The sequence below is a fragment of the Microbacterium thalassium genome (genome assembly GCF_014208045.1).
In the GTDB taxonomy this organism is placed as follows: domain Bacteria; phylum Actinomycetota; class Actinomycetes; order Actinomycetales; family Microbacteriaceae; genus Microbacterium; species Microbacterium thalassium.
On sequence record NZ_JACHML010000001.1, the window covers coordinates 320,822 to 341,457 of the forward strand.

Genomic DNA, 20,636 nt, shown 5'->3' on the forward strand with positions numbered 1-20,636 from the left:
CACAGTCGAGTTGGTCAGTGAGCCAGTGTCACTCCCACGTCAACCGCGCGTCCCGCCGCGCTCGCCGAAGGCTTCGGGGATGCCTTCGGCGACGCAACGTGTGCCCAGCGCATTGAGGGAGCGACCGGAATACGTGCGGTGGGCGACCGGTCATCGGTCGGCAGCCCTGGAATGGCCCGGTCGTCTGATCGGCCAGACTCCGCGCCTCGTGAGAGGATGAGGGCCCTTCCCTCCTTGTTCAGCAAGTACTTGCCGAGCCCGAAGACCCTTGATGCGCCCTCGTCGGGGCGGATCGATCACCACCGTGGGACATCATCTTCGACGTCAATTCCGAGCGCGCTAATGATGTAGATGCTCAGATCGAACTCACCGCTACTCACCCACCTTCGAAGCCGGTATCCCACAGAAGCCTCCAGTGTTAGCCAGGATTGTCTGCCCCTCTCGGCTAGAGATAGCTCTGGAGACTCAGCGTGATCGAGCGCCTCGACATCTGCCCTCATCCGCTTCGTGAGTTCAATCCAACTAATGCACCTCCGCGCTTGGTCTACCATCCAACCGGCGATCGCTGGAGCGTTCGATCCTGCAACAGCTGAGGCCGCATATAGGCGTGCGCGCGAGCGTCGTGCATGATTCCTAAAGTCCTCTTCCGTCGAGAACTCGGCAGTCGCCCACTGCTCCAACTGAGCCATGGCAACCCGAAGGAACTCGGCGCGGTCGGCTCGGTCGCGTGCCTGCTCCTCGGCGAGCTCTCGACGCGCTGCCTCGTTTCGCTCGCGGCGAGCCAGCCCGAAAGTGACGATGATCGCCGCGACAGCCACGCCGAGCGAACCGACCGCCCCCAGCAGAGGGATGCCCGCGTCAATCCACCACTCCGGCGACCAAAGGCCCGGCGCCGGATCAACGATCAGCACGGGGACGGGGCTCGGCGAAGGCGACGGCACGCGCCGAATCTAGGGCTGCAGCTCGGCGTCCGGTGGTCGGCGCGCTGCGCAGAGCGATGATCGCGTGGTCGACAGCGTCGTCTTCACCCTCCTCGCTGTCAAGCAGCTCCAGGAGCGCCTCCCTCGCGTTCGGTCCTGCAAGTCGGATCAACATGTGCGGAGTGAACCGTACATATCGCCATGGGCAGGATTCGCGCGCGGGGCGAAGCGCAGCCGACGATAGCGATTATGCCCATCGGCGCACGCGAATGAGTCCGCCTGGAGCTCGTTCCTCAGAGCGAGCCATCATGGGATGAAGGGGATGACTGACCTGTTGACCGGGACGGCCTTCCGGCCGGTCGAGTCGAGCAGGATGCGTGCTGTGCGCGCCCGCTGATTCATCTGATCGCCCCGCGGTGGACCAACTGTGATGTCCTGGACTGGGAGTGCGATGGGCTTGTGCGGGCGGAGCATATGCGGGAAGACTGCCGGCACGAGCTCTAGGTACGGCACCAGTCCTCGAACGCTGCCTCGAAACCTGGGGGAGACACCGTCGGGCGGGAAAGCGATGAGGCGCACCTCCTGCTCTGCAGCGAAGCTGGGGTCCTTCAAAGCTGTGGCTAGTCCTGACAGCATGGCGCGAACATGCTCAACCGCGTCTTGAATGGCGAACTCGGCGACAAGCCGCCCGATGAAGTTGTCCTCGCTAAGCAGATAGCTGAAGTAGCGGCGCATCAGCGCATCCTGCTCATGAGCTGTGTACGCCACCTTCACCCAACTGGGAGACCACGCGAAGCCAGCCTGGCCGTCCCGAGCCCAGACCGCCCACTCATGGGCGGGGTCGAGCTTGATTGCGTATCCCGCCGTCCCGGCGTAACCGCGCCACTGCCCGAGCATGTCCCCCTCAGTGGAAGCGCACACAACGTATGCCGGATTGGCAAGAATCCATTCGCGAAGGCCCGACAGGACGCTGCGAATGACGATGTGGGCGCCTGCGGTCCCTTCATCCAGGTAGTCCTGCTGCTCGAACCACTCGACTACCCGCGCAACACCGTACTCCAGCTCGTCGGGATCATTGAGCATGGTCGCGGCGGTCGCCCACAGCACCCCGATCTTCTCCGGCCAGCCTGACGGACCGCCCCCGACAATCCCGGCAAGCCCGTGGGCATCGGTGTAGTGCCAAACGCCGTCATGGTGCTCAGACAGCGGAGGCACGATGAGGGCCGTTCCCGGCAAGGCGTAGGTCTCGTCGTCGGTCACGCCCGCCAGCCTATGGGTGACAACGGCCGGCGTCCCACCGGCTGTCACTACTTGCTGCTTCGCGCAGCCAGACCCACACGTAGGAATGCGGTGCCCATCTAGCAGGGTCCACCTGCTCCTCGTGCAGCACCGCGCTGAGCCTGCGGCAGAGGTTTCTCAATCAGGCGCCAACACCATCTCTTCTCGTCGTCCGTCATCGTTGGGTCCCGCAATCACCCTCGTGCCTCATCGATCTGTCGCTCGATGCAGCTTGACTCATTCCCGGTCCAGGACCCCGACGCATACTGCGAAGTGCTCGGCCGCTCTGGCACAACGGTGGACGTTGTACAGCCACGCAACGAGGAACAGATCATCGAGGGGACAGGTGCTAGTGCCGCTGCGCACTCACGCGGCCATGCTCGTGAGGTGGTGCCCGTGGCAGGCGTCGCATTCGTATGTGCGGACCTCGCGCCGGCGCGACGGGACCATGTCTTCTTCGGCGCGCTTGCGGAGGGTCGTGACGTTGTGGAGCGCGGAGACGGCCTCGCGGTGGTCGCGGAAGCGAACCTTGCCGCAGCTGTGGGACTTGTGCAGAGACATGTGCGTCGCATCCTTCGAACTGGTTCTGGCTGATTGGTCGACTTCGGGGGCTCGGCAAAGCCGCCCTGATGTGGCAGCAGGGGCCGAGCCGCGGTATCGCGACTCGGCCCCTGCCGATGGATCACTCGATGGCGAGCGTCCAGTTGCCGTCGGCGGTCACGGTGATAACCGACGGTCCGGCCGAGAGCGGGACGGTACCGGAGTAGGTGCCGATCTCGTTCACGAGGAGGCCCATGTTGAACGCTTCGGAGGTCTCCTCGAGGATCGCGAAGTTGCGTTCGCCGTCGTGGGTGGCGGTGAGGGCGGCGGCCCCTCCGTCATAGAGGAACACGGCGTCGCCGGTCCCCGACTGCGCGACGGCCGGCGCCGACCCCATGGGACTGATGGTGATCGTCCATGCCCCGTCGGCGGTCACCTGCAGGCGTGCGCCCTCGCCGAAGGCGTTGACGCCCCACGCGGTCATGCCCGAGTAGGTGCCGATGGTGTTGACGAGCAGTTCGCCGGTGGTCTCGTTCGAGGCGTCGAGGACCGAGATCGCGAAGTTGCGCTCACCGTTGTGGGTCGCGGTCACGATCCCGCCGGTCGCTCCTTCGGGGAGGGTGATGAGGGTGTCGCCCGTGCCGGACTGCTCGACGGGCGCGAACTCGCCCCACTCCTCGTTCGCCCAGCTCGCCGCAGTAACCGCGGGTTCCTCGGCGGGTGCCTCCTCGGTCGGCTCAGCGGGCTGCTCTGACTCGTCGGTGGTCGTGTCGCTCTGCTCCACGGCGGGCACGTCGACTGCGTCGTTCCCACCGCTCCCGCCGTTGACTGCGCCCATCGCGATGCCGAGGACGATGACGACGCCGGTGACGATCCATGCGATGACGCGGTGCTTGTCGTAGCCCTCGAGGGGGCGGCCGAGCTTGTCGCGGGTGGCGCCGACGAGCACCATGATCAGGTCGACGAGCACCCAGATGCCGAGACCGCCGAACGTGACGAGCTTGAGGATGCCGGTGCCGACCTTGCCGAGGTAGAAGCGGTCGACGCCAAAGACGCCGAGCAGCCAGGCGAACAGCCAGGTCGCGATGAACGACTTCGCGGGCGGCTGCGGGAACTGCGCGCCGGGCACGGGAGCGGCGGGCATGGCCGGCGGCGCCGGGGTTGAGGGATTGCTCACTGTGATTTCTCCTTTGTGATTGAGGTGAGGTCGGGACGGGCTCAGTACGCCCACTCCCAGCCGTTGGCGGCGCCCATCGTGAGCACGACGGCACCGTGGTCGGTGGGCAGGTCGAGGACGATCCACCCGGAAGCGCTCTGGCCGGGGCCGATGTCGGACGGCAGCTGGTCGCCGGCGTCCATGCACCAGAAGGCGTTCCCGACGGGGTCGTTCACCCGCTTGTCATCGGCGTCGAACGCCTGCCACGCCCACTCCGAGAACGACACGGTCGGGAGCTCGTCCTGAGCGAGTTCCGGGGTGGTCTCGACGTTGAGATGGATGCCGACGAAGTGGCCGTTCTTCGGCGCGTCGGCGTACTCGTCGGTGCAGTCGACGTCGACGACGATGTCGGTCACGGCGAACTGAGCTGCGGTGACGTCGGCGTCGTCGACGGTGGACATACCGGCGAGCTGTCCGACGTCCTTGACGAGGTTGCCGCGGTCGTTGATGACCCGGTCCCCGTATGTGGCCGTCTGGTCGGGGTCGTCGCTCGGCGTGTGCGTCGGTTTCGCGGTCGCGACCGGCGCCGTATCGGGCACGTGATCCGCATCGGGCGCCGCCGTCGGCGTGCATCCGACCAACAGCAACGGGCCCGCAACTGCGAGAGTGAGAGTCAGAGTGAGCGTGCGTCGCATGGTCAGTCCTTTCGTGTCGGAAGCGAGCGGACGGGCCGGCCCCCCCAGTAGGGCCCGTCCGCTCCGGCGGTACAAGTTGTCCGCCGTGACCGAAGCTACGAAGGTCGCGCATCCGTGTGGTCTAGCGAGGTGATAATTCCCCTTATCAACAGATTGATGACCGTGGCACGCGTGGTGCACTACCGTTTGGCTCGTGACCACCGCGACTTCCACCCAGCGAGCAGCCGAGAGCCATGCGCCTCTTCGCCTCTCGCTGTCGGATGTGGCCGAACTCGCGAGAGTGCGGCGCCCAGTCGCATCGATGTGGCGCTCACGATTCGCGACAGGTGACGATGCGTTCCCCGCGCCGATCGCTCGCAAGTCGGGGTCGCCACTCTTCGATGCCGGCGAAGTGGCCGAGTGGCTCGTCCGTACAGGCCATGGCAACAATCCCGAAGCGGTGGCGGATGCCGCGGCAGCCGCCGCGCCGGCCGATCTCGACTGGGCGAACGCATCGGACGTCGCCGAGCTCGACGCACTCGTCGTCCTGGCCACTCTCACGGGCGGACTCGCCGACGAGACGCACGACGCCTTGCGTCGCGCTGCGGGCGACGCCGACCCGGCTGACGCGTTCCTTCGCACCGAGGTGTCCCGACACCTCGATCGTGGCGCAGACTGGGCGCCATTCGCCGACCAGCTGATCGATGCGGCGTACTCGCCTGCTCAGGCGCTTGAGATCTCGCGCGCTCGTCACGCCGCAACGACTGCAGCGGATGGCTCGGCCGCTCCACTCGCCGGAACTGCGCTCGACTTCATCCTCGAAGTCACGACGGGGCTCGCCCAGCGGGATGGCGTCGATCGGGTGGTGATCGACCGCGGAATCGACGAACTGACCGCGCTCCGCACGGCGAGCGACGTCAGCGATGACATTGCGCTCTCGCTCGTGGCATCGCCTCGCGAGCGGAGCATCCGCCGACACCTCCGGGTCGCCGACGTCTGGATCGAAGACGATGTCGACAGCGCCGCGACCGTCCACCTCGCGCGCGTGCCGTCGACGCCCGGCGACAACGTCGAGCGGATGCTGGCGGATGCCGACGACGTAGCGCTGTCGCTCCGCGACGATGACGTCGCCGTCGTGGTAGGCCCGGCACGCGCCCTCATCGACGCGCTACCCGCGCCCGTCCGAGCGGCGCGCGACGACGTGCTCCGATCCGGTCGCCTTCGTGCAGCGGTCCGCTTGCCACAGGGACTCGTCACTGCCGCGACCCGCGAACCGCTCGCACTGTGGGTGCTCGGCCCGCCGACCGGCGACGTGCCCCGCGGTGAGCGATTCACGGCTGTTGCGGATCTGATCGATGGCGAACTCACTCCCGCCACGAGCGCGGACATCGTCGGCGACGTCCTCGCCGGCATGGGAAGCCGCGCCGACGTCTTGGCGCGCACCTTCCGATTCGCGCGACTCGTGCGCACGCCATCGTTCCTCGCACGCTCCGGCGCACTCCTCGCCCCGCGAACCCCGCACACGCCATCCGCTTCGCGCGCCGGGGAACTCGCCGCGAGCCTGGACGCCGCGGCCGCCACCGCCGCCATCGACCTCCCAGAGCACATCGGGGCGATTGGTGACACGTCGGCAGCGGTGCCGCCGGCCGCGCTCGGGGACCTCATCGGCAACGGACACGCGCGGATCATCCCCGGCACAAGACTCGCCATCGAGAACACTGGCACCACCGGCCTTGTCGTCGTCACCGCCGACAACCTCGGCGCGCCGTCGAGGATCGGCAAACGTCGCATCGACCCGATGACCTTCGCGCACCAGCATCCGTCCGCGCAGCTCACCCGCCCCGACGACATCGTCTTCCGCACCAGCCCCACACCCGCCGCCTGGGTCGATCACGACGGATCCAAGATCGTCGCATACCCCGCCCGCGTCCTGCGGATCACCGCGGCCGACCCCGGCGGCCTCGTCCCCGAGCTCGTCGCCGCCGACATCCCGACTCAGCCCGCCGGGCCGGGCGCGTGGAAACGGTGGATGCTGCGCCGCGTCACCCCGGCATCCATCGCCCCCCTTCGCCGAGCTCTCGCCGAACTAGCCGCCACTCGCGCCGAACTCGAGAGCCGCGTCGCGAATCTCGACCACTACATCGATACGCTGACAGCCGCTGTGGCCGCCGGCGCCGTCACTCTGACCGACCCGGACACCGCGCCCGCGGCATCCGACCCGCAGTAAGGAAGCTCCATGCCCCGCACACCCAAATCCGCCCCGCAGGCGCCGTCGACCATGAAGGAGCTGAAAGACACGCTCTGGAAGGCCGCCGACAAGCTGCGCGGATCGATGGACGCCTCGCAGTACAAGGACGTCATCCTCGGGCTCGTCTTCCTCAAGTACGTGTCGGATGCCTTCGACGAGCGCCGTGACGGCATCCGCGCCGAGCTCACCGCCGACGGGTACGACGACGACCAGATCGCCGACCTCATCGACGACACCGACGAGTACACCGGCCGCGGGGTGTTCTGGGTGCCCGCGAACGCACGGTGGGGGTTCCTCGCCGAGAACGCGAAAGGCGCGCAGGTCGACGGCGTCGAGAAGTCGATCGGCCTGCTGATCGACGAGGCGATGGATGCCGTCATGCAGGCGAACCCGCAGCTCTCGGGCACGCTGCCGCGGATCTTCAACCGCGACAACGTCGACCAGCGGCGCCTCGGCGAGCTGATGGACTTGCTGAACTCCGCGCGATTCGCCGCCCAGGGGCAGGGCGGCTCGGACGGCCGCCGCGCGCGCGACCTGCTCGGCGAGGTATACGAGTACTTCCTCGAGAAGTTCGCCGCCGCCGAAGGCAAGCGCGGTGGAGAGTTCTACACGCCCGCCGGCGTGGTACGCGTGCTCGTCGAACTGCTGCAGCCCACGCACGGGCGCGTGTACGACCCATGCTGCGGATCGGGCGGCATGTTCGTGCAGGCCGAGAAGTTCATCGACGCGCACCACGGCGAAGGTAGCGACATCTCGGTGTACGGGCAGGAGCTCAACGAGCGCACGTGGCGGATGGCGAAGATGAACCTCGCCATCCACGGGCTCTCGGGCAACCTCGGTCCGCGCTGGGGAGACACGTTCGCACGTGACCTGCACCCCGGCCTGCAGGCCGACTTCGTCATGGCCAACCCACCCTTCAACATCAAGGACTGGGCCCGAAGCGAAGACGACCCGCGCTGGCGCTTCGGCGTGCCACCCGCAGGCAACGCGAACTACGCGTGGATCCAGCACATCCTCTCCAAGCTCGCCCCCGGCGGACAGGCCGGCGTCGTCATGGCCAACGGCTCGATGTCATCGAACTCCGGCGGTGAGGGCCAGATCCGCGCCGAGATCGTCGAAGCCGACCTCGTGTCGTGCATGGTGGCGTTGCCGACGCAACTGTTCCGTTCGACCGGCATCCCGGTATGCGTATGGTTCTTCGCGAAGGACAAGGGCACGCGGGCTGGCGAGGTGTTGTTCATTGACGCTCGCAACCTCGGGCACATGGTCGACCGCGCCGAGCGCGCGCTCAGCGACGAGGACATCGCGAGGATCGCGGGAACATTCCACGCGTGGCGCGGGGTGGAGTCGGATGCAGCGCCTGACGAGTATAGGGACGTTCCGGGGTTCTGCTACTCGGCGACCCTCGCCGAGATCAAGGCCGCGGACTACGCGCTCACCCCCGGGCGCTATGTCGGAATCGCCGAGGTGGAGGAGGACGGTGAGCCCATCGAGGAGAAGCTTGGCCGGCTGAGGGCAGAACTCGTAGCGCAGTTCGCGGAGTCCGCGCGCTTGGCTGAGGTCGTGCGTGAGCAGCTGGGGAGGGTCGATGTCTGACATCGGGCATGCTTCTCTCGCCCGTGGTCTGGATTCCACTGGAATCTGGCCGCTCGAGCGCTCGAGCGATCTCTTTGAGCTCCGATACGGGAAAGCGCTGGTCGAGTCATCCCGGGTCGCAGGAGGTATTCCCGTCTATGGAACCAACGGGCAGACGGGCTGGCACAACGAGGCGATGTTTGACGGGCCAGGCATCATTGTGGGCCGCAAGGGGATGGGCAATCTCGGAGTCAAGTGGGCAGATCGTGACTACTGGGTGATCGACACTGCCTACTCGCTTCAACCTCGATCGGGCGTGGATCTCAAGTTTGCCTACTACCTTGTGAATCACGTCGGCGTGAACCACCTCAAGCACGGAACCTCGAACCCGTCGCTCACGCGCGAGGCTTTTGGCGCCCAGTACTTCCCGGTTCCTCCCCTCGCCGAGCAGCAGTCCATCGCCGAGGTGCTCGGCGCCCTTGACGCCAAGATCGCCGCTAACCTCGCTCTCGCCACCACCGCGGATCTGTACGCATCGACCGTGTTGCTTGGCTCTCTCAGCACGGATCGAGTGCGACTGGACTCGATCGCGCGAATCATCATGGGTTCATCTCCGAAGGGCGAGACACTGAACGAATTCGGCGACGGAATGCCGTTCTACCAGGGTGTACGCGACTACGGGTTCCGCTCGCCCGCCCGTCGGGTCTTCACGACCTCGCCTGTCCGATCCGCGGACGCCGGTGACATCCTCGTCAGCGTGCGTGCACCCGTTGGTGATGTGAACGTCGCCAACGAGGCACTCTGCATCGGCCGCGGGATCGCCGCGGTGCGCTCGACCACCGGAAGGCAGGCGACGCTGTTCCATCAGTTGAAGGCGGAGCGTGACGCTTGGGAACCGTACGAGGCGGAAGGAACCGTGTTCGGCTCGATCAACCGCGATCAGCTCCACGGCATCCAGCTGCGGACTGTCGATCCGAAACTAGCTGAGGTCGTCGAGCAAGTACTGACGTCGCTGGAATCCTCGATCGCGGCAACGCTCGCCGAGAACGACACTCTCGCTACCACCCGCGACGCGCTGCTCCCGCAGCTCATGTCGGGCAAACTCCGCGTCCGCGACGCGGAGGCCATGGCGGCGAAAGCTGGTGCATGAGCGAGGACGGGACTTGAGACTCTAGATTTCATACTGGGTGCACGGTTGCATCCACCCGGGGAGAGACACCGCAATGACAACAACAGCTGGGCCCTTGGCCTCCACCATGCCCGCAATTGAGGCCACGGGCGGGCCGCGCCATCCGCTTGACTCTGCCCTCGCGCGAGCGTTCAAGCCGACAGCATCCGAAGCCGGGATCCAATGAAGTTCCTGAAGAAGCCCGTTCCTCTCTGGTCACACTTCGCGACATTCGGGATTGTCGTCCTTGTAGTGGGCGCACTCGTGGCCGGCCTTGCGGTCGGCCTTCTCACCCCGCCCTGGGTGGCGTCAGCGCTTGGCCCTCAGACCGTCGTCCGAAACGAGCAGGTAGTGACGTCGATCGAGCGAAAGGAGCAGCCGGTGCTCCTCCAACTCGGGGTCCAAGGAATCTCTACGGCCGAGGGGATACCGCCTGCATTCTTCAAGGACTTGCCTTGGCTGCAGAAGGCGCGCCTGATGCAGTACAGCATGAAGGTGAAGCTCGGTGTCGACAGTGTCGAGATCAAGTCGACGGCCGATCATGAGTTCTTGGTGACGGTCCCGCAGTTCATCTGGATCGGGGTCGACGACCTGAAGATCGATCGGGTCTTCAGCGATGACGGGGTCCTGAGTGCATTCACACCCCAAGACAGCGAGTCTGAGCAGTTCAACGAGATCGTCGACGACGAGCTCAAGCAACAGTACTTGGACGACAACCTGCAGCTTCTCCGTGACCAGGCTGAGTTCTACTTCACACAGCTCGCCAAGAGCATCGACCCCGATGCCGAACTCACATTCGAATTCGCACAATGACCGATATCAGCCAGCCAGAGGATGTACCCGTGACAACCGAGCCTAAGAACCCGACATCAGCTTCTCCGGAGATCGACGAGCAGCCGTTCCTCGAAGCGACCGCCGACGCGAAGTCCAGGTACGGCCGGTTCAACCTCGCAGTCATTGGCGGCTCGGGGGTTGGCAAGTCCTCGCTTGTCAATGCCGTGTTCGATCGCGACTGGGCGAAGGTCGGGAAGGGGCTTCCGGTGACGCGCGGCGTGCAGTACTTCAGCGATGAGTCGCTCGGCATCTGGGACGTCGAAGGGTTTGAGATCGGGTCGCCCGTACCTCCCGGTGAGCAGCTCAGCGCTCACCTCAAGACGATCGCGGCGTATCCGGCGAATCAGCAGATCGCAGTGGTCTGGTATTGCGTGAAGGCCACCGATGATCGCCTCACGCCCGCTGACGTCGCGATGATTCGCGAACTCGATGCCGCAGGGCTGCCTGTGATCCTCGTGCTGACGAAGGTCGATTGGGGAAGGAACCCCATCACGGGCAACCGGTCGGTCCCCAAGGGAGTTGAGGCATTCATCGATTGGCTCGAGAGCCCCGTCGACGCCGAGGGCCAGCCTCTGAGCATCCCTTATGAACGCGTGATCCCGACATCCACCGTCGACAAGCACGGAAAGGATTCGAAGCATGGCCTCGGTGAGCTCCTCTCCGAGACACTCGCCCTCTCACCGGAAGACGAGAAGGATGCCTTTCGCATCGCTCAGCGGCTCAATCTCCCCTGGAAGCGGGAAATGGCTCGGCCGGTCATCGCCGGCGCTTCCGCCTTGGCTGCCACCGCAGCTGCGACCCCACTTCTCGTTGCAGATGCGATCGCGCTTGCGCCGATCCAACTTGGAATGATGGGGCGCATCGCCGCGATCTACGATCTAGAGCTCAAGACGATGATGTCGGCGGGTGCGCTCGCTCAACTCGGTGCGCAAATCGCCGGGCAGGCGCTCGCGCGGAGCGTCATCAAGCTGATCCCCGGGGCGGGAACCGTCGTGAACGCTGGCGTCGCGGCCGCTCTCACGGCAGCGACCGGCGAGGCATGGCTGCAACTGTGCGAGCAGGTCCACACCGGCAAGCTCGACATCGCGAAGATCTCAGAGTCGTGGGGCGACTTCGCACCGTCATTCCTCGACGTCTGGCGCAAGATGCTCGAGCAGCGCATCGCTAAGTCGTGAGCCTCACGAGGGGAGTCGCATGACAGCTCTGTCCGAGTCCGATTGGGAGCAGGACGCCCTCGAGACGCTCGCCGAGCCACTCGGTTGGCAGCCGACCAAGGGCGAGATCATCGCACCCGGCAGCGGCCAGCGCGACACGTGGGATGACCTGCTCATCCGTCCGCGGCTCCTCGACGCGCTGCGTCGCCTGAACCCTGGCGTCCCCGGCGAGTATCTGCAGCAGGTCGTTGCTCAGATCGCTTCGCCGACCTCGCAGGACGCGATCACCGAGAACCACCGCATCCATCAGTACCTGGTCGACCGGTATCCGCTGAGCTACTTCGACTCTGACGGGGTCGAGCAGAATCCGCGGCTCCGGCTGCTCGGAACGCAGCCGCACGAGAACGACTGGCTGGCCGTCAATCAGGTCACGATCCGTCAGGGGGATCTGCACCGCCGGTTCGACATCGTCCTGTTCGTCAACGGGATGCCGCTGGTCGTCGTCGAGCTGAAGCGCGCCGGCTCGGCATCCGCCGGCGTCGCCGACGCGCATCGGCAGTTGCAGACGTATCTGCGCGAGTTCCCGATGGTGTTCCGGTTCTGCGTGCTGACGCTCGCGAGCGACGGGCTCGAGGCCAAGTACGGCACGCCGTTCACGCCGCTGAACCACTTCGCGCCCTGGAACGTCGACGACGACGGTGCCCCGCTGAAGCAGCCGCGGCTCGAGAACGGGATGTCGGTCGAGCCGCTCGACGACGCGCTGAATGGACTGTTCAACCAGGAGCGGTTCCTTCAGCTCGTGCGCAGCTTCACCGCGTTCGACGAGAACTCCGACGGCCTCACCAAGCGCATCGCGAAGCCGCACCAGTACTTCGCGGTGACGAAGGCGGTGGGCTCGACGGTGCAGGCGGTCGAGACGAACGGCAAGGCCGGTGTGGTGTGGCACACGCAGGGGTCGGGCAAGTCGATGGAGATGGAGCTGTACGCGAACCTCGTGTCGCGGCATCCGAAGCTCAAGAACCCGACCGTGATCGTCGTCACTGACCGCACCGAGCTCGACGGTCAGCTGTTCCAGACGTTCGATCAGAGCCTGCTGCTGGCCGAGAGGCCGGTGCAGGTGCGCGAGCGCGCGCAGCTGCGTGACGAGCTGAGCAACCGGGTCACGGGTGGCATCTACTTCACGACGCTGCAGAAGTTCGGGCTGACCGATGCCGAGAAGCAGTCGGGCACGCAGCATCCGCTCCTCACCGATCGGCGCAACGTGGTCGTCGTCGTCGACGAAGCGCACCGCAGCCACTACGACGACCTCGACGGGTACGCCCGGCACCTGCGGGACGCGCTGCCGAACGCGACGCTCATCGCGTTCACGGGCACCCCGATCTCGTTCGCCGAGCGCGACACCCGTGCGGTGTTCGGCGACTACATCGACATCTACGACCTGACACGGGCTGTGGATGACGGGGCGACGGTCCCGGTGTACTTCGAGCCGCGGCTGATCAAGGTCTCGTTCGCCGACGGGGCGAGTGAAGAGGACATCGATCGCGCCGCCGACGAGTACACGCTCGGACTCGACGACACCGAGCGGGCGCGGCTCGAGGCATCCGTCGCCGTCGTCAACGCCGTGTACGGGGCTCCCGAGCGGATCGAGACCCTCGCCGAGGATCTGGTGCGGCACTGGGAGGAGCGGCGCGAGCGGATGAAGCCGTTCCTCGAGTCGCCGGGCAAAGCGCTCATCGTGGGTGGCACGCGCGAGATCTGCGCGCGGCTCTACACGGCGATCGTCGCGCTGCGGCCGGACTGGCACTCGGATGCCTTGGACTCGGGCCGCATCAAGGTCGTGTACTCGGGGTCGGCGTCGGATCAGCCGCCGGTGAGCGACCATGTGCGGCGTGACTCCGAGAACAAGGCGATCAAGGCGCGCCTGAAGGATGCTTCGGACGAGCTCGAGCTGGTCATCGTCAAGGACATGATGCTCACCGGGTTCGACGCCCCGCCGCTGCACACGCTGTACCTCGACCGGCCTCTCAAGGGTGCGTTGCTGATGCAGACGCTTGCTCGCGTGAACCGCACGTTCCGCGGCAAGAAGGACGGACTGCTCGTCGCGTACGCTCCGCTGGCGGACAACCTCGCGAAGGCACTGTCGGAGTACACGGTTTCGGATCAGGAGCACAAGCCGATCGGACGTGATGTCGACGAGGCGGTGGCGATCGCGACCGAGCTGGTGGCGCAGATCCGGGATCTGCTTGCCGACTGCGACTGGCGGGCCGTCGCGCGCGCGGGCGGCTCACGTGCGTGGCGAACCGCGGCGACCATGGCGACGAACTACCTGCGCGACCCGCAGAACCCGCTCAACGCGGAGGAGCTCGGTTCGGAACGGCTCTCGGCGCAGTACCGGCTGGCGAGTGGGCAGCTGGCGCGGGCGTGGGCGCTCGCGTCCGGGCGTGAAGGGCTCGCCGAGCTGCACGACGAGATCGCCTTCTACGAAGAGGTCCGTGTGTGGATGGCGAAGTTCGACGCCGCCGAGCGCCAGTCGCGCGACGAGCCGATCCCCGAGGAGATCTCGCGCCTGCTCGGCACGCTCGTCGCTGACTCGATCGCGCCGGGTGATGTCGTCGACATCTACGACGCCGCCGGCCTGCCTCGCCTCGCCCTCGACGACCTCGGACCCGAGTTCCTCGCCAAGGCCCAGGCAGCGCCGAACGCGCACCTCGCGATCGAGGCGCTGCGCAAGTCGCTGACGGATGCCGGCGCGGCCGCGACCCGCGGCAACCTCGTCCGCCAGCGGGCGTTCTCGGAGCGGATCGCCGAGATCATGAACCGCTACACGAACCAGCAGCTCACCTCTGCCGAGGTCATCGCCGAACTGGTCGAGCTGGCCAAGGACGTCGCAGCCGAAGCGAACCGCGGGTCAACGTTCACGCCCCCGCTCTCGAGCGACGAACTCGCGTTCTACGACGCCGTCGCCACCAACGAGTCCGCGATCGACGTGCAGGGCGAGGACATGCTCGCGCAGATCGCACGGGAGCTCGTCGCCGTCATGCGCCGCGACGTGCGCACCGACTGGACGGTGCGCGACGATGTTCGCGCGAAGCTGCGGTCATCGATCAAGCGACTCCTCGTGAAGTACAAGTACCCGCCGGACAAGCAGCCCGAGGCGATCAAGCTCGTCATGGACCAGATGGAGTCGATGGCACCGCGGTACGCGGATCAGCGCACCGGCTGACACGCGACACGAGCGATCGTCCCTGGACATGGCGCGCACGATCGCCTACTCGTGCAGCAGTCCCATGCCCATGCGTCATTCGACGGACCCTCATCGCGTCGCACCACAGCCCATCCGCGACCAGCCTGCTTGGAGCACTGCCCGTGTGGGGATATCGGCGCGCCCCGCGCTCACCCCTCGTCAGGCGCCGTCGAGGATGTAGGAAAGGGCCCTAGTCATGCTCGAGCGAACAACTTCCGGATTGACCGCGCCCGATCCGTATCCCGCTGTCTCGCTCGTAACGCGGACCGTTCCGTCACGGTAGACGGTGACGTCAGCCTTCCCGTGATCCGCGTACCCGCCACCCGATGTGTCGTAGTTGTAGACGACCTGGAATCGCCACTCGCTCGGACCAAACCACTTCCGCCCGCGAGCGGCTTTCGCAAACTCAGGCCCCAACGGCGAAACGATGCGCGTGATCTGAGCGACTACCGCCCGTTCAGTCCTTTCCCGCGCGATGCGCTCCTGTCGGTCCCGTTCGTCCCGGCCCCGCAGGATCCCGCGCGCATCCTCTTCGATTCCCATGCTTGTGATGCTAGCCAGCGACGGGAATCGGGCGTTCATCGAGAAGGACCGAACACAAGCTTCGCCTTGCGGCGCGTAGATCGAACGCCAAACGCACGGCTCCAGGTGCGCACGCGTCGTTCGTGTTTTGAGCGATGCCCGCAGAAGGATCGCCGCGGGGGGAACCGCGCACCTCGGCAGTCCCAGCCAGGTCGACCGCTACCGTAGGTGGATGGCGACGGAGAACGATCGCACCCTCTTGGCTCGCGATGTCTATCGGCCCTGAAAACGCCGGGTCCAAGCCGCAACCCAATCTGTGAGGGTGTTCACTCCGTACTTCGACCGCATGCTCGCTCGCTTGCTCGGAAACGCGACGCTCGACGCCAGCCGTCTGTCAGTCGTAACCGACCTGTCGCCCGACACTGGAGCGCTCAATTACAGGGGCCAGCTCATCGGGGCCCGCCTCCTACTTCGTCGTGGGGTCGAAGTTCGCTCTCTCCCGCGGCTACATGCGAAGGTCCTCGTCTGCGACGGCGCGCAGGTGACGGTGGGCTCGCAGAACTTCACGACCTACGGTCGCGGGAGCAAGGAGACGACCGCCGTGATCGCGGATGACGTCACTGGGACGGACTTCACAAGCACCCTTGATGAATGGTACGTCGCATCGACGCCAGTCAGTCTGGAGTTCGTCGAGCACCTTCTGTCTGAGCTCGTTGATCAGACAGCGGCGGTCGTGGAGGCTCAACTGCGGCTCGCGGAAGCCTTCGACGAGCAGTGGATTGCGTACCTCGATCGTCTGGAGGAGGAGCGCCGCGAGAGAGAAGCGGCGTTGGCGCGTCGGCCGATGGCGCTCCAGCTCGCCCGCGCTGTCCGCAGGAGCGCGGAGCGCCAGGCGCGATCGAGTGTCTGGGCCAGGCTCAGCCTGGCCGGCGAGTACGACAACTACGAGACGCTGAAGGCAAACCCGGACTCCACGCTGACCCGTTGGGCCACGCGGAACCCGCGCGGAGATACTTCGCTGACGACACTGCGGCGTCTGCACTTCTATCCCATCGTGCTGAACCCTTCGGGACGCATGGCCTTCGGGCGCGTCGCGCAGACCCGCATCACGTATGTCCGCAGCTCCGTGAAGTGGACACGCCCGCGGGAGATCTTTGGCGGGCGGTACAACCTCACCGTTCGATTTCCAGAGGAGGGACTTGAAGCCGCGAACATACAGATGACGTTGACCGTGAGCGGCCAGGTCGAGTGCGCGTCTCTTGAGCTACGGCTACGTTTCGACGGACTGGCGCTTGCGCTAGCGTCGGCGTCGATCGACGGCGCCTCGCGAACCGGTGCGTACTTCGGTCGCTACCGACAGTCGCAAATCGAGACTCTGGAAGCGCTTGTCTCTCAACTTGAGGAGCCGGACACGCTTGGCGAGTTGTTCCGAAGTGCTTTCGGGTCATTCACCTACAGCGAGCTGGGAGTTGGCAATCGCAATGCCGATGACTACTTCCCCCACGGCTGGGTAAGAATCGCCCTGATCGACTACAGTGATTGCCCCGTTCTCGTCGTGACACCACATCGGAGCTAGAGATCGGGGACGACTCCCGGTGCACGCCCGAGCAACGTCAATCGAACGGCGTTAGGCGCGCACGCTCCGTACCCGTCTCGCGCAGTGCCCGTATGGGGATGCTCCTTCGCCGGCCACGGGTCAAGGTCCGACCAAACGCGCCTTTGCCGCCGTGAACTCCTCTTCGGAAAGGACTCCGGAGGCGCGAAGCGCGGCAAGGCGTTCTAGTTGCTCCACCACGGATAGCTCTGACCCGCTGGTTTCACCATTCGAGAGAACGGCAGGTGCCGCGCTCGGACGCTTCGCCTGAGCAATCCGAGCGCGCAGTTCTTGTATGTGTGGCGCCCACTGCGAGTACACCGACTTGACCATCGGCAGGGTGTTGCTCAGCGTGTACGGGTCGTCGCTGTTTGCGTTCCGCGACTGCATCGTGCCGCGCCAGTAGTCCTTGTTGGTGTTGCCCTGATAACTAGCGGTTAGTACCTCGAGAACACCGGTTACGAGTCCGGAGTTGTACTCGATTGCGTTGATGTCAACGAAGTAGAAGGTAGTACTCCGCTCGCCACCCAGCGCCCCCGCCATGAAGCTTGTCGCGGCACCGGTCTTGATAATCGCCAGGCGGTCATTGAACGCTACGAGCACCCCCTGCGCGAACCCGGGTGCCATGACCAACCAGGGCGCCTCATCGCCTTGGCACAGTCGCTTGATCCCGTCGTCGGCCCGCTTCGTAATGTCCCCCAGAACTGTGGCGTCGGGCCATCGCTCGCGAATCGCGAGCCTCGAGACACGTTCGACCTCGGCGGAGATCGACATCGCTTCCAGAGTCTCGGAGGCCCGCTCGTGAACTTTGGCACGCTCGAAAGCCCATTCAATGACCGGAACCTCTTTGAGGGGAATCGCACTGATCTTGACCTCGACGCCTGCGTCGTTTGTGATGTGGATCCGTCCACGCTTCGCATCGAAGTCTGCGTGCTCGGCAGATTCCACTGCCACAGTCAGTCCGACGCCCCCTGGTCCATATGAGAAAACACGCGCGTTAGTAACTACGAGATCGCTCGTGAGCGGTCGCATCGTGCCACCCGTGCCCTGGTAGATGACTACTTCACCCGGATGTAGGTACTGCGCAGCTTCCGCCGCCTTCTTGGTTCGCTTCCGGACCGACCACCCCCGCTGGAATTGTGGCAACGTGAACTCGTCGTCGATATCCGTGGGCAAGGCCACGTGCTCGTCCTCAGGCTCAGGCTCGCTCTCCTCAGCGCCCAACGGTCGCAACGTTGCGGCCAATTCCTCATGCGCCATAGCGGCTTGGTCTTCGTGGCGCTCGGGGTTCGCCACGACGTCCTCTGCTGGGACTTGAGCGGGTGGAATCGGATCAAGGTATCGATGGCCTGCGCGCCACGCGTACTCGGTCCAACGTTGCCCATCCCAGTACCGTTGCTCAAACCGGCCGCTTGGGTCGGGGTGCCACCCCGCAGACGCCATCGTCATGACCTCAAACTGTAGTCAATGTGCGCGCGCGGCGAGACTAGTCAGCGAATCTTGCGCCTGACTCGCCCGCCAAGCAACCTCAATCGCACGGTCTCAGGCCCGCACGCCCCGCTCCTGCTTCGCGCATTGCCCGGAAAGGGATCGCCGCTGATAGTCCGCGATGTGTGCAGCGCCGCGGGCATGCGAGATCTCCTCTCGGTCGTATCCGGGGCGAGCTCTAGACTCGTGGCGAGGGGGATCATGGCGAGAGATTCCGCGTGGCGGCTGGGCGATGGCGGCGCGATGGCGGTGCTCCTCGATGCGCTGAGCGAGGTCACCGGCCTGCTGAGTGCGCAAGCCGACTCCGCCGACGCCCGCACCGCCGCGGCGGAAGAGATCGCCGCTTGGCGGGCTGAAGTGCAGGTGGTGGATGGGTTCGCCCGCCCCGATGTGGATGCACTCCGTGCCCGCCTGCGTGAGCGTGTGAGCGAGCTGACGGGTGGTGACCGGTGACCGTTGCATGGGAGCTCGGTGAGGCCCAGAGCCGGGAGATCCTCGAGCAGCTCGTGGTGCCCGCGGTCTTCCCCGATTCGACTCCGCACGCAGTTCCGACGGTGATCTTCGTGGCCGGCCAGGTCGGCTCGGGCCGGACCCGCGTGATCGGTGGGCTGGCCGCCCAGCATCCAGCCGACCTCGCTGTCGTCAGCGGCGACGGGCTCCGCGCCTTTCACCCGCGCTATCTCGCCGCGGTTCGAAGTGGCGACCTGGAGGCGCAGCGCACGGTCGCTGAGGAGACGTCGCCGTGGTTCGCTGCGTGTCTGCGGCACGCGCGGGCGATCACGCGCTCCCTAGTGATCGAGGGGGCGTTCCCGAACCCTTCGACGGTGGTGTCGACTGCCGGGGTGTTCGCGAACGACGGTTTCCAGACGCGTGTGGTCGTGGTCGGTGTGTCGCGGGCCGAGAGCGTCATGGGCATGGTTTCGGCGCACCTGACGAACGTGCGGGACGGCATCCGTACCCCCTTCCCCGGCGTCGAACTGCACGACCGGGGTTGGGACGGCACGCGCGGGCTGGTTGCGATGCTGGAGGAGTCGGCGGACGCCGACCAGCTCACGATCCTCGATCGCACGGGCCGGGTTGTCTTCGATGAGAAGCGGTCCGACGCGCAGCCTAGGTTCGCGGGTGCGGTTGCGGCTCTCGAGCGCGCGCAGGAGCGGCCGATGTCGCCGCTTGAGGCGGCGCAGTGGATGAGCGAGCTGCGGCGGGTCACGGAGTTCGCGGCGGATCATCCGGATGCCGAGGGCGCGGTGACCGGGGCGCTGATCGAGCTGTATGAGATCGGCGTGCGCGATGTGCTTCCTGCCCTCGCGGTGCCGCAGGGGTCGCAGGTTGTCGCCCGCCAGCAGCGTCAGTACGTCGACCACCTGACGCGTCTTCGTCACAGCCTGCGTCCCGCGGCGCCGCGGTTCGCGCCGGCACCCGTACCGGTCACCCCGACGCCGGACCGCGGCGGGATCTCGCGGTAGGTCGGGTTCGGTCGTCAGCGGCTGAGGACCTCGGCGGGATCGACCGTCGCGCCCACGATCCACGCGACGATCGCTCCGGCCGCGAGGACGAGCACGAGCGCGATGCCGGCGCTGACCACGACGAGGGGCCGGAGCCGGAGGACGGCGAGGGCGATCACGCAGAGCACGATGATCAGCGCGCAGCCGAGTAGGAACGACAGACCGATGAGGGCTGTGGCGCTCGCGTCCAAGTCGTCACCTCCTGTGCGTCACCGGTCGATCTGGTGATCCCAGTGTCGCGCAGGGGGTGGACATCGCTCGCGTTGTCGCGTGCGTGACCGGTCGAGTGGTGTTCCTCGTCTCAGCGGATTCCAGCGTCGGGAGGGCTGCGCAGTGCCGCCGGCTGGGGCGTGGCGGACGGAGCGCAGCGGAGGAGCACATGCCACGGCCGGCGGAACGGAGAAGTCCTGCCGGCGCTACACTCCCGCGTCAGGAACCCCACGGGGTTCCTCCTCTTCGGCGCGCGCCGTCCGGTATCCGGCATCCGTTCTACGGCACGAGGTTCATCAGGTGGCGGATGTAGGCCTGACGGTCGGCGTTGGGGTCGGTGATGACGTCGCGGGCGATGGTGCGGAACGCGGGGCGCAGGTCCGCGTCGAGGGGTTCGAGGCACCAGTCGATGTCCTCGTCGACGTTGTAGCCCGGCTCGTCGAGCAGCTTCGTGGGGTAGTAGGTGAACGCGGTGACGGCGGTGCGGTAGGTGACCGCCTCTGCGGTGGACCGGTCGATCATGATG

General features: G+C 66.1%; 17 protein-coding genes and 2 pseudogenes. 9 read left to right on the forward strand and 10 right to left on the reverse strand.

The annotated features are described in order from the left end of the window. Nucleotides 1-296: 296 nt before the first annotated feature. The 5 genes from HD594_RS01520 to HD594_RS01540 form a co-directional block, all read right to left on the reverse strand. Nucleotides 297-941 carry a hypothetical protein gene (locus HD594_RS01520; protein WP_184749259.1) on the reverse strand — a complete coding sequence of 215 codons (645 nt, stop codon included), beginning with the start codon at nucleotides 939-941 and terminating at the stop codon, nucleotides 297-299. A gap of 285 nt (nucleotides 942-1,226) precedes the next feature. Then, the gene (locus tag HD594_RS01525; RefSeq protein ID WP_184749260.1) at nucleotides 1,227-2,180 is read right to left on the reverse strand and encodes a DUF2971 domain-containing protein; all 954 of its coding nucleotides are present in this window, start codon (nucleotides 2,178-2,180) and stop codon (nucleotides 1,227-1,229) included. 384 nt (nucleotides 2,181-2,564) lie between these two features. Next, the gene (locus tag HD594_RS01530; RefSeq protein ID WP_184749261.1) at nucleotides 2,565-2,759 is read right to left on the reverse strand and encodes a hypothetical protein; all 195 of its coding nucleotides are present in this window, start codon (nucleotides 2,757-2,759) and stop codon (nucleotides 2,565-2,567) included. Between the two features lie 121 nt (nucleotides 2,760-2,880). After that, nucleotides 2,881-3,915: an NINE protein gene (locus HD594_RS01535; protein WP_271171242.1), complete on the reverse strand. Its 1,035-nt coding sequence runs from the start codon at nucleotides 3,913-3,915 to the stop codon at nucleotides 2,881-2,883. A gap of 41 nt (nucleotides 3,916-3,956) precedes the next feature. Beyond that, nucleotides 3,957-4,493, reverse strand: coding sequence for a DUF4352 domain-containing protein (locus tag HD594_RS01540; protein ID WP_184749262.1), 537 nt, complete (start codon nucleotides 4,491-4,493; stop codon nucleotides 3,957-3,959). A gap of 487 nt (nucleotides 4,494-4,980) precedes the next feature. Between HD594_RS01540 and HD594_RS01545 the strand changes: the two genes are divergently transcribed. The 6 genes from HD594_RS01545 to HD594_RS01570 all read left to right on the forward strand — a co-directional run bounded on the left by HD594_RS01545 (nucleotide 4,981) and on the right by HD594_RS01570 (nucleotide 14,770). Further along, on the forward strand, nucleotides 4,981-6,795 hold the full coding sequence (locus HD594_RS01545; RefSeq protein WP_184749263.1) for a hypothetical protein: 1,815 nt from the start codon (nucleotides 4,981-4,983) through the stop codon (nucleotides 6,793-6,795). A gap of 9 nt (nucleotides 6,796-6,804) precedes the next feature. Continuing rightward, nucleotides 6,805-8,412, forward strand: a complete 1,608-nt coding sequence (locus HD594_RS01550) for a class I SAM-dependent DNA methyltransferase (protein WP_184749264.1) — start codon at nucleotides 6,805-6,807, stop codon at nucleotides 8,410-8,412. Then, entirely contained in the window at nucleotides 8,405-9,541 is a 1,137-nt protein-coding gene (locus tag HD594_RS01555; protein WP_184749265.1) for a restriction endonuclease subunit S, read from the forward strand. Before HD594_RS01550 ends, HD594_RS01555 begins: the two co-directional genes overlap by 8 nt. Nucleotides 9,542-9,742: 201 nt before the next feature. Next, nucleotides 9,743-10,372, forward strand: coding sequence for a hypothetical protein (locus HD594_RS01560; protein ID WP_184749266.1), 630 nt, complete (start codon nucleotides 9,743-9,745; stop codon nucleotides 10,370-10,372). Next, nucleotides 10,369-11,568, forward strand: a complete 1,200-nt coding sequence (locus tag HD594_RS01565) for a GTPase family protein (RefSeq protein WP_184749267.1) — start codon at nucleotides 10,369-10,371, stop codon at nucleotides 11,566-11,568. The genes HD594_RS01560 and HD594_RS01565 overlap by 4 nt, the downstream gene beginning before the upstream one ends. Before the next feature lie 19 nt (nucleotides 11,569-11,587). Next, a complete protein-coding gene (locus tag HD594_RS01570) occupies nucleotides 11,588-14,770 on the forward strand; it encodes a type I restriction endonuclease subunit R (protein WP_184749268.1) in 3,183 nt (1,060 codons plus the stop codon). A 180-nt stretch (nucleotides 14,771-14,950) separates the two neighbouring features. Here HD594_RS01570 and HD594_RS01575 read toward each other — a convergent pair whose 3' ends face one another. Further along, nucleotides 14,951-15,334 carry a hypothetical protein gene (locus tag HD594_RS01575; protein ID WP_184749269.1) on the reverse strand — a complete coding sequence of 128 codons (384 nt, stop codon included), beginning with the start codon at nucleotides 15,332-15,334 and terminating at the stop codon, nucleotides 14,951-14,953. A 283-nt stretch (nucleotides 15,335-15,617) separates the two neighbouring features. Here HD594_RS01575 and HD594_RS01580 point away from each other — a divergent pair. Then, nucleotides 15,618-16,889: pseudogene (locus HD594_RS01580) on the forward strand (phospholipase D-like domain-containing protein); the annotation flags it as partial. Between the two features lie 120 nt (nucleotides 16,890-17,009). On the opposite strand, the gene HD594_RS17790 reads toward HD594_RS01580, so the two are convergent. Both HD594_RS17790 and HD594_RS17890 read right to left on the reverse strand, forming a co-directional pair. After that, entirely contained in the window at nucleotides 17,010-18,203 is a 1,194-nt protein-coding gene (locus HD594_RS17790; protein WP_184753008.1) for an SHOCT domain-containing protein, read from the reverse strand. A gap of 75 nt (nucleotides 18,204-18,278) precedes the next feature. Next, nucleotides 18,279-18,356: pseudogene (locus HD594_RS17890) on the reverse strand (DUF2510 domain-containing protein); the annotation flags it as partial. Between the two features lie 240 nt (nucleotides 18,357-18,596). Here HD594_RS17890 and HD594_RS01595 point away from each other — a divergent pair. Both HD594_RS01595 and HD594_RS01600 read left to right on the forward strand, forming a co-directional pair. Next, nucleotides 18,597-18,848 carry a hypothetical protein gene (locus HD594_RS01595; protein WP_184749271.1) on the forward strand — a complete coding sequence of 84 codons (252 nt, stop codon included), beginning with the start codon at nucleotides 18,597-18,599 and terminating at the stop codon, nucleotides 18,846-18,848. Continuing rightward, nucleotides 18,845-19,861, forward strand: a complete 1,017-nt coding sequence (locus HD594_RS01600) for a zeta toxin family protein (protein WP_184749272.1) — start codon at nucleotides 18,845-18,847, stop codon at nucleotides 19,859-19,861. The genes HD594_RS01595 and HD594_RS01600 overlap by 4 nt, the downstream gene beginning before the upstream one ends. A gap of 14 nt (nucleotides 19,862-19,875) precedes the next feature. On the opposite strand, the gene HD594_RS01605 is transcribed toward HD594_RS01600, so the two are convergent. Both HD594_RS01605 and HD594_RS01610 read right to left on the reverse strand, forming a co-directional pair. Continuing rightward, a complete protein-coding gene (locus tag HD594_RS01605; protein WP_184749273.1) occupies nucleotides 19,876-20,091 on the reverse strand; it encodes a hypothetical protein in 216 nt (71 codons plus the stop codon). A 298-nt stretch (nucleotides 20,092-20,389) separates the two neighbouring features. Beyond that, a complete protein-coding gene (locus HD594_RS01610; protein ID WP_184749274.1) occupies nucleotides 20,390-20,632 on the reverse strand; it encodes a hypothetical protein in 243 nt (80 codons plus the stop codon). Between the last annotated feature and the right edge of the window lie 4 nt (nucleotides 20,633-20,636).

Bases quoted from the DNA above. Each gene is read 5' to 3' on its own strand.
- HD594_RS01530 (WP_184749261.1), bottom strand. From the start codon at position 2,759: ATGTCTCTGCACAAGTCCCACAGCTGCGGCAAGGTTCGCTTCCGCGAC.
- HD594_RS01550 (WP_184749264.1), top strand. From the start codon at position 6,805: ATGCCCCGCACACCCAAATCCGCCCCGCAGGCGCCGTCGACCATGAAG.
- HD594_RS01555 (WP_184749265.1), top strand. From the start codon at position 8,405: ATGTCTGACATCGGGCATGCTTCTCTCGCCCGTGGTCTGGATTCCACT.
- HD594_RS01560 (WP_184749266.1), top strand. From the start codon at position 9,743: ATGAAGTTCCTGAAGAAGCCCGTTCCTCTCTGGTCACACTTCGCGACA.
- HD594_RS01565 (WP_184749267.1), top strand. From the start codon at position 10,369: ATGACCGATATCAGCCAGCCAGAGGATGTACCCGTGACAACCGAGCCT.
- HD594_RS01570 (WP_184749268.1), top strand. From the start codon at position 11,588: ATGACAGCTCTGTCCGAGTCCGATTGGGAGCAGGACGCCCTCGAGACG.
- HD594_RS01575 (WP_184749269.1), bottom strand. From the start codon at position 15,334: ATGGGAATCGAAGAGGATGCGCGCGGGATCCTGCGGGGCCGGGACGAA.
- HD594_RS01595 (WP_184749271.1), top strand. From the start codon at position 18,597: ATGGCGAGAGATTCCGCGTGGCGGCTGGGCGATGGCGGCGCGATGGCG.
- HD594_RS01610 (WP_184749274.1), bottom strand. From the start codon at position 20,632: ATGATCGACCGGTCCACCGCAGAGGCGGTCACCTACCGCACCGCCGTC.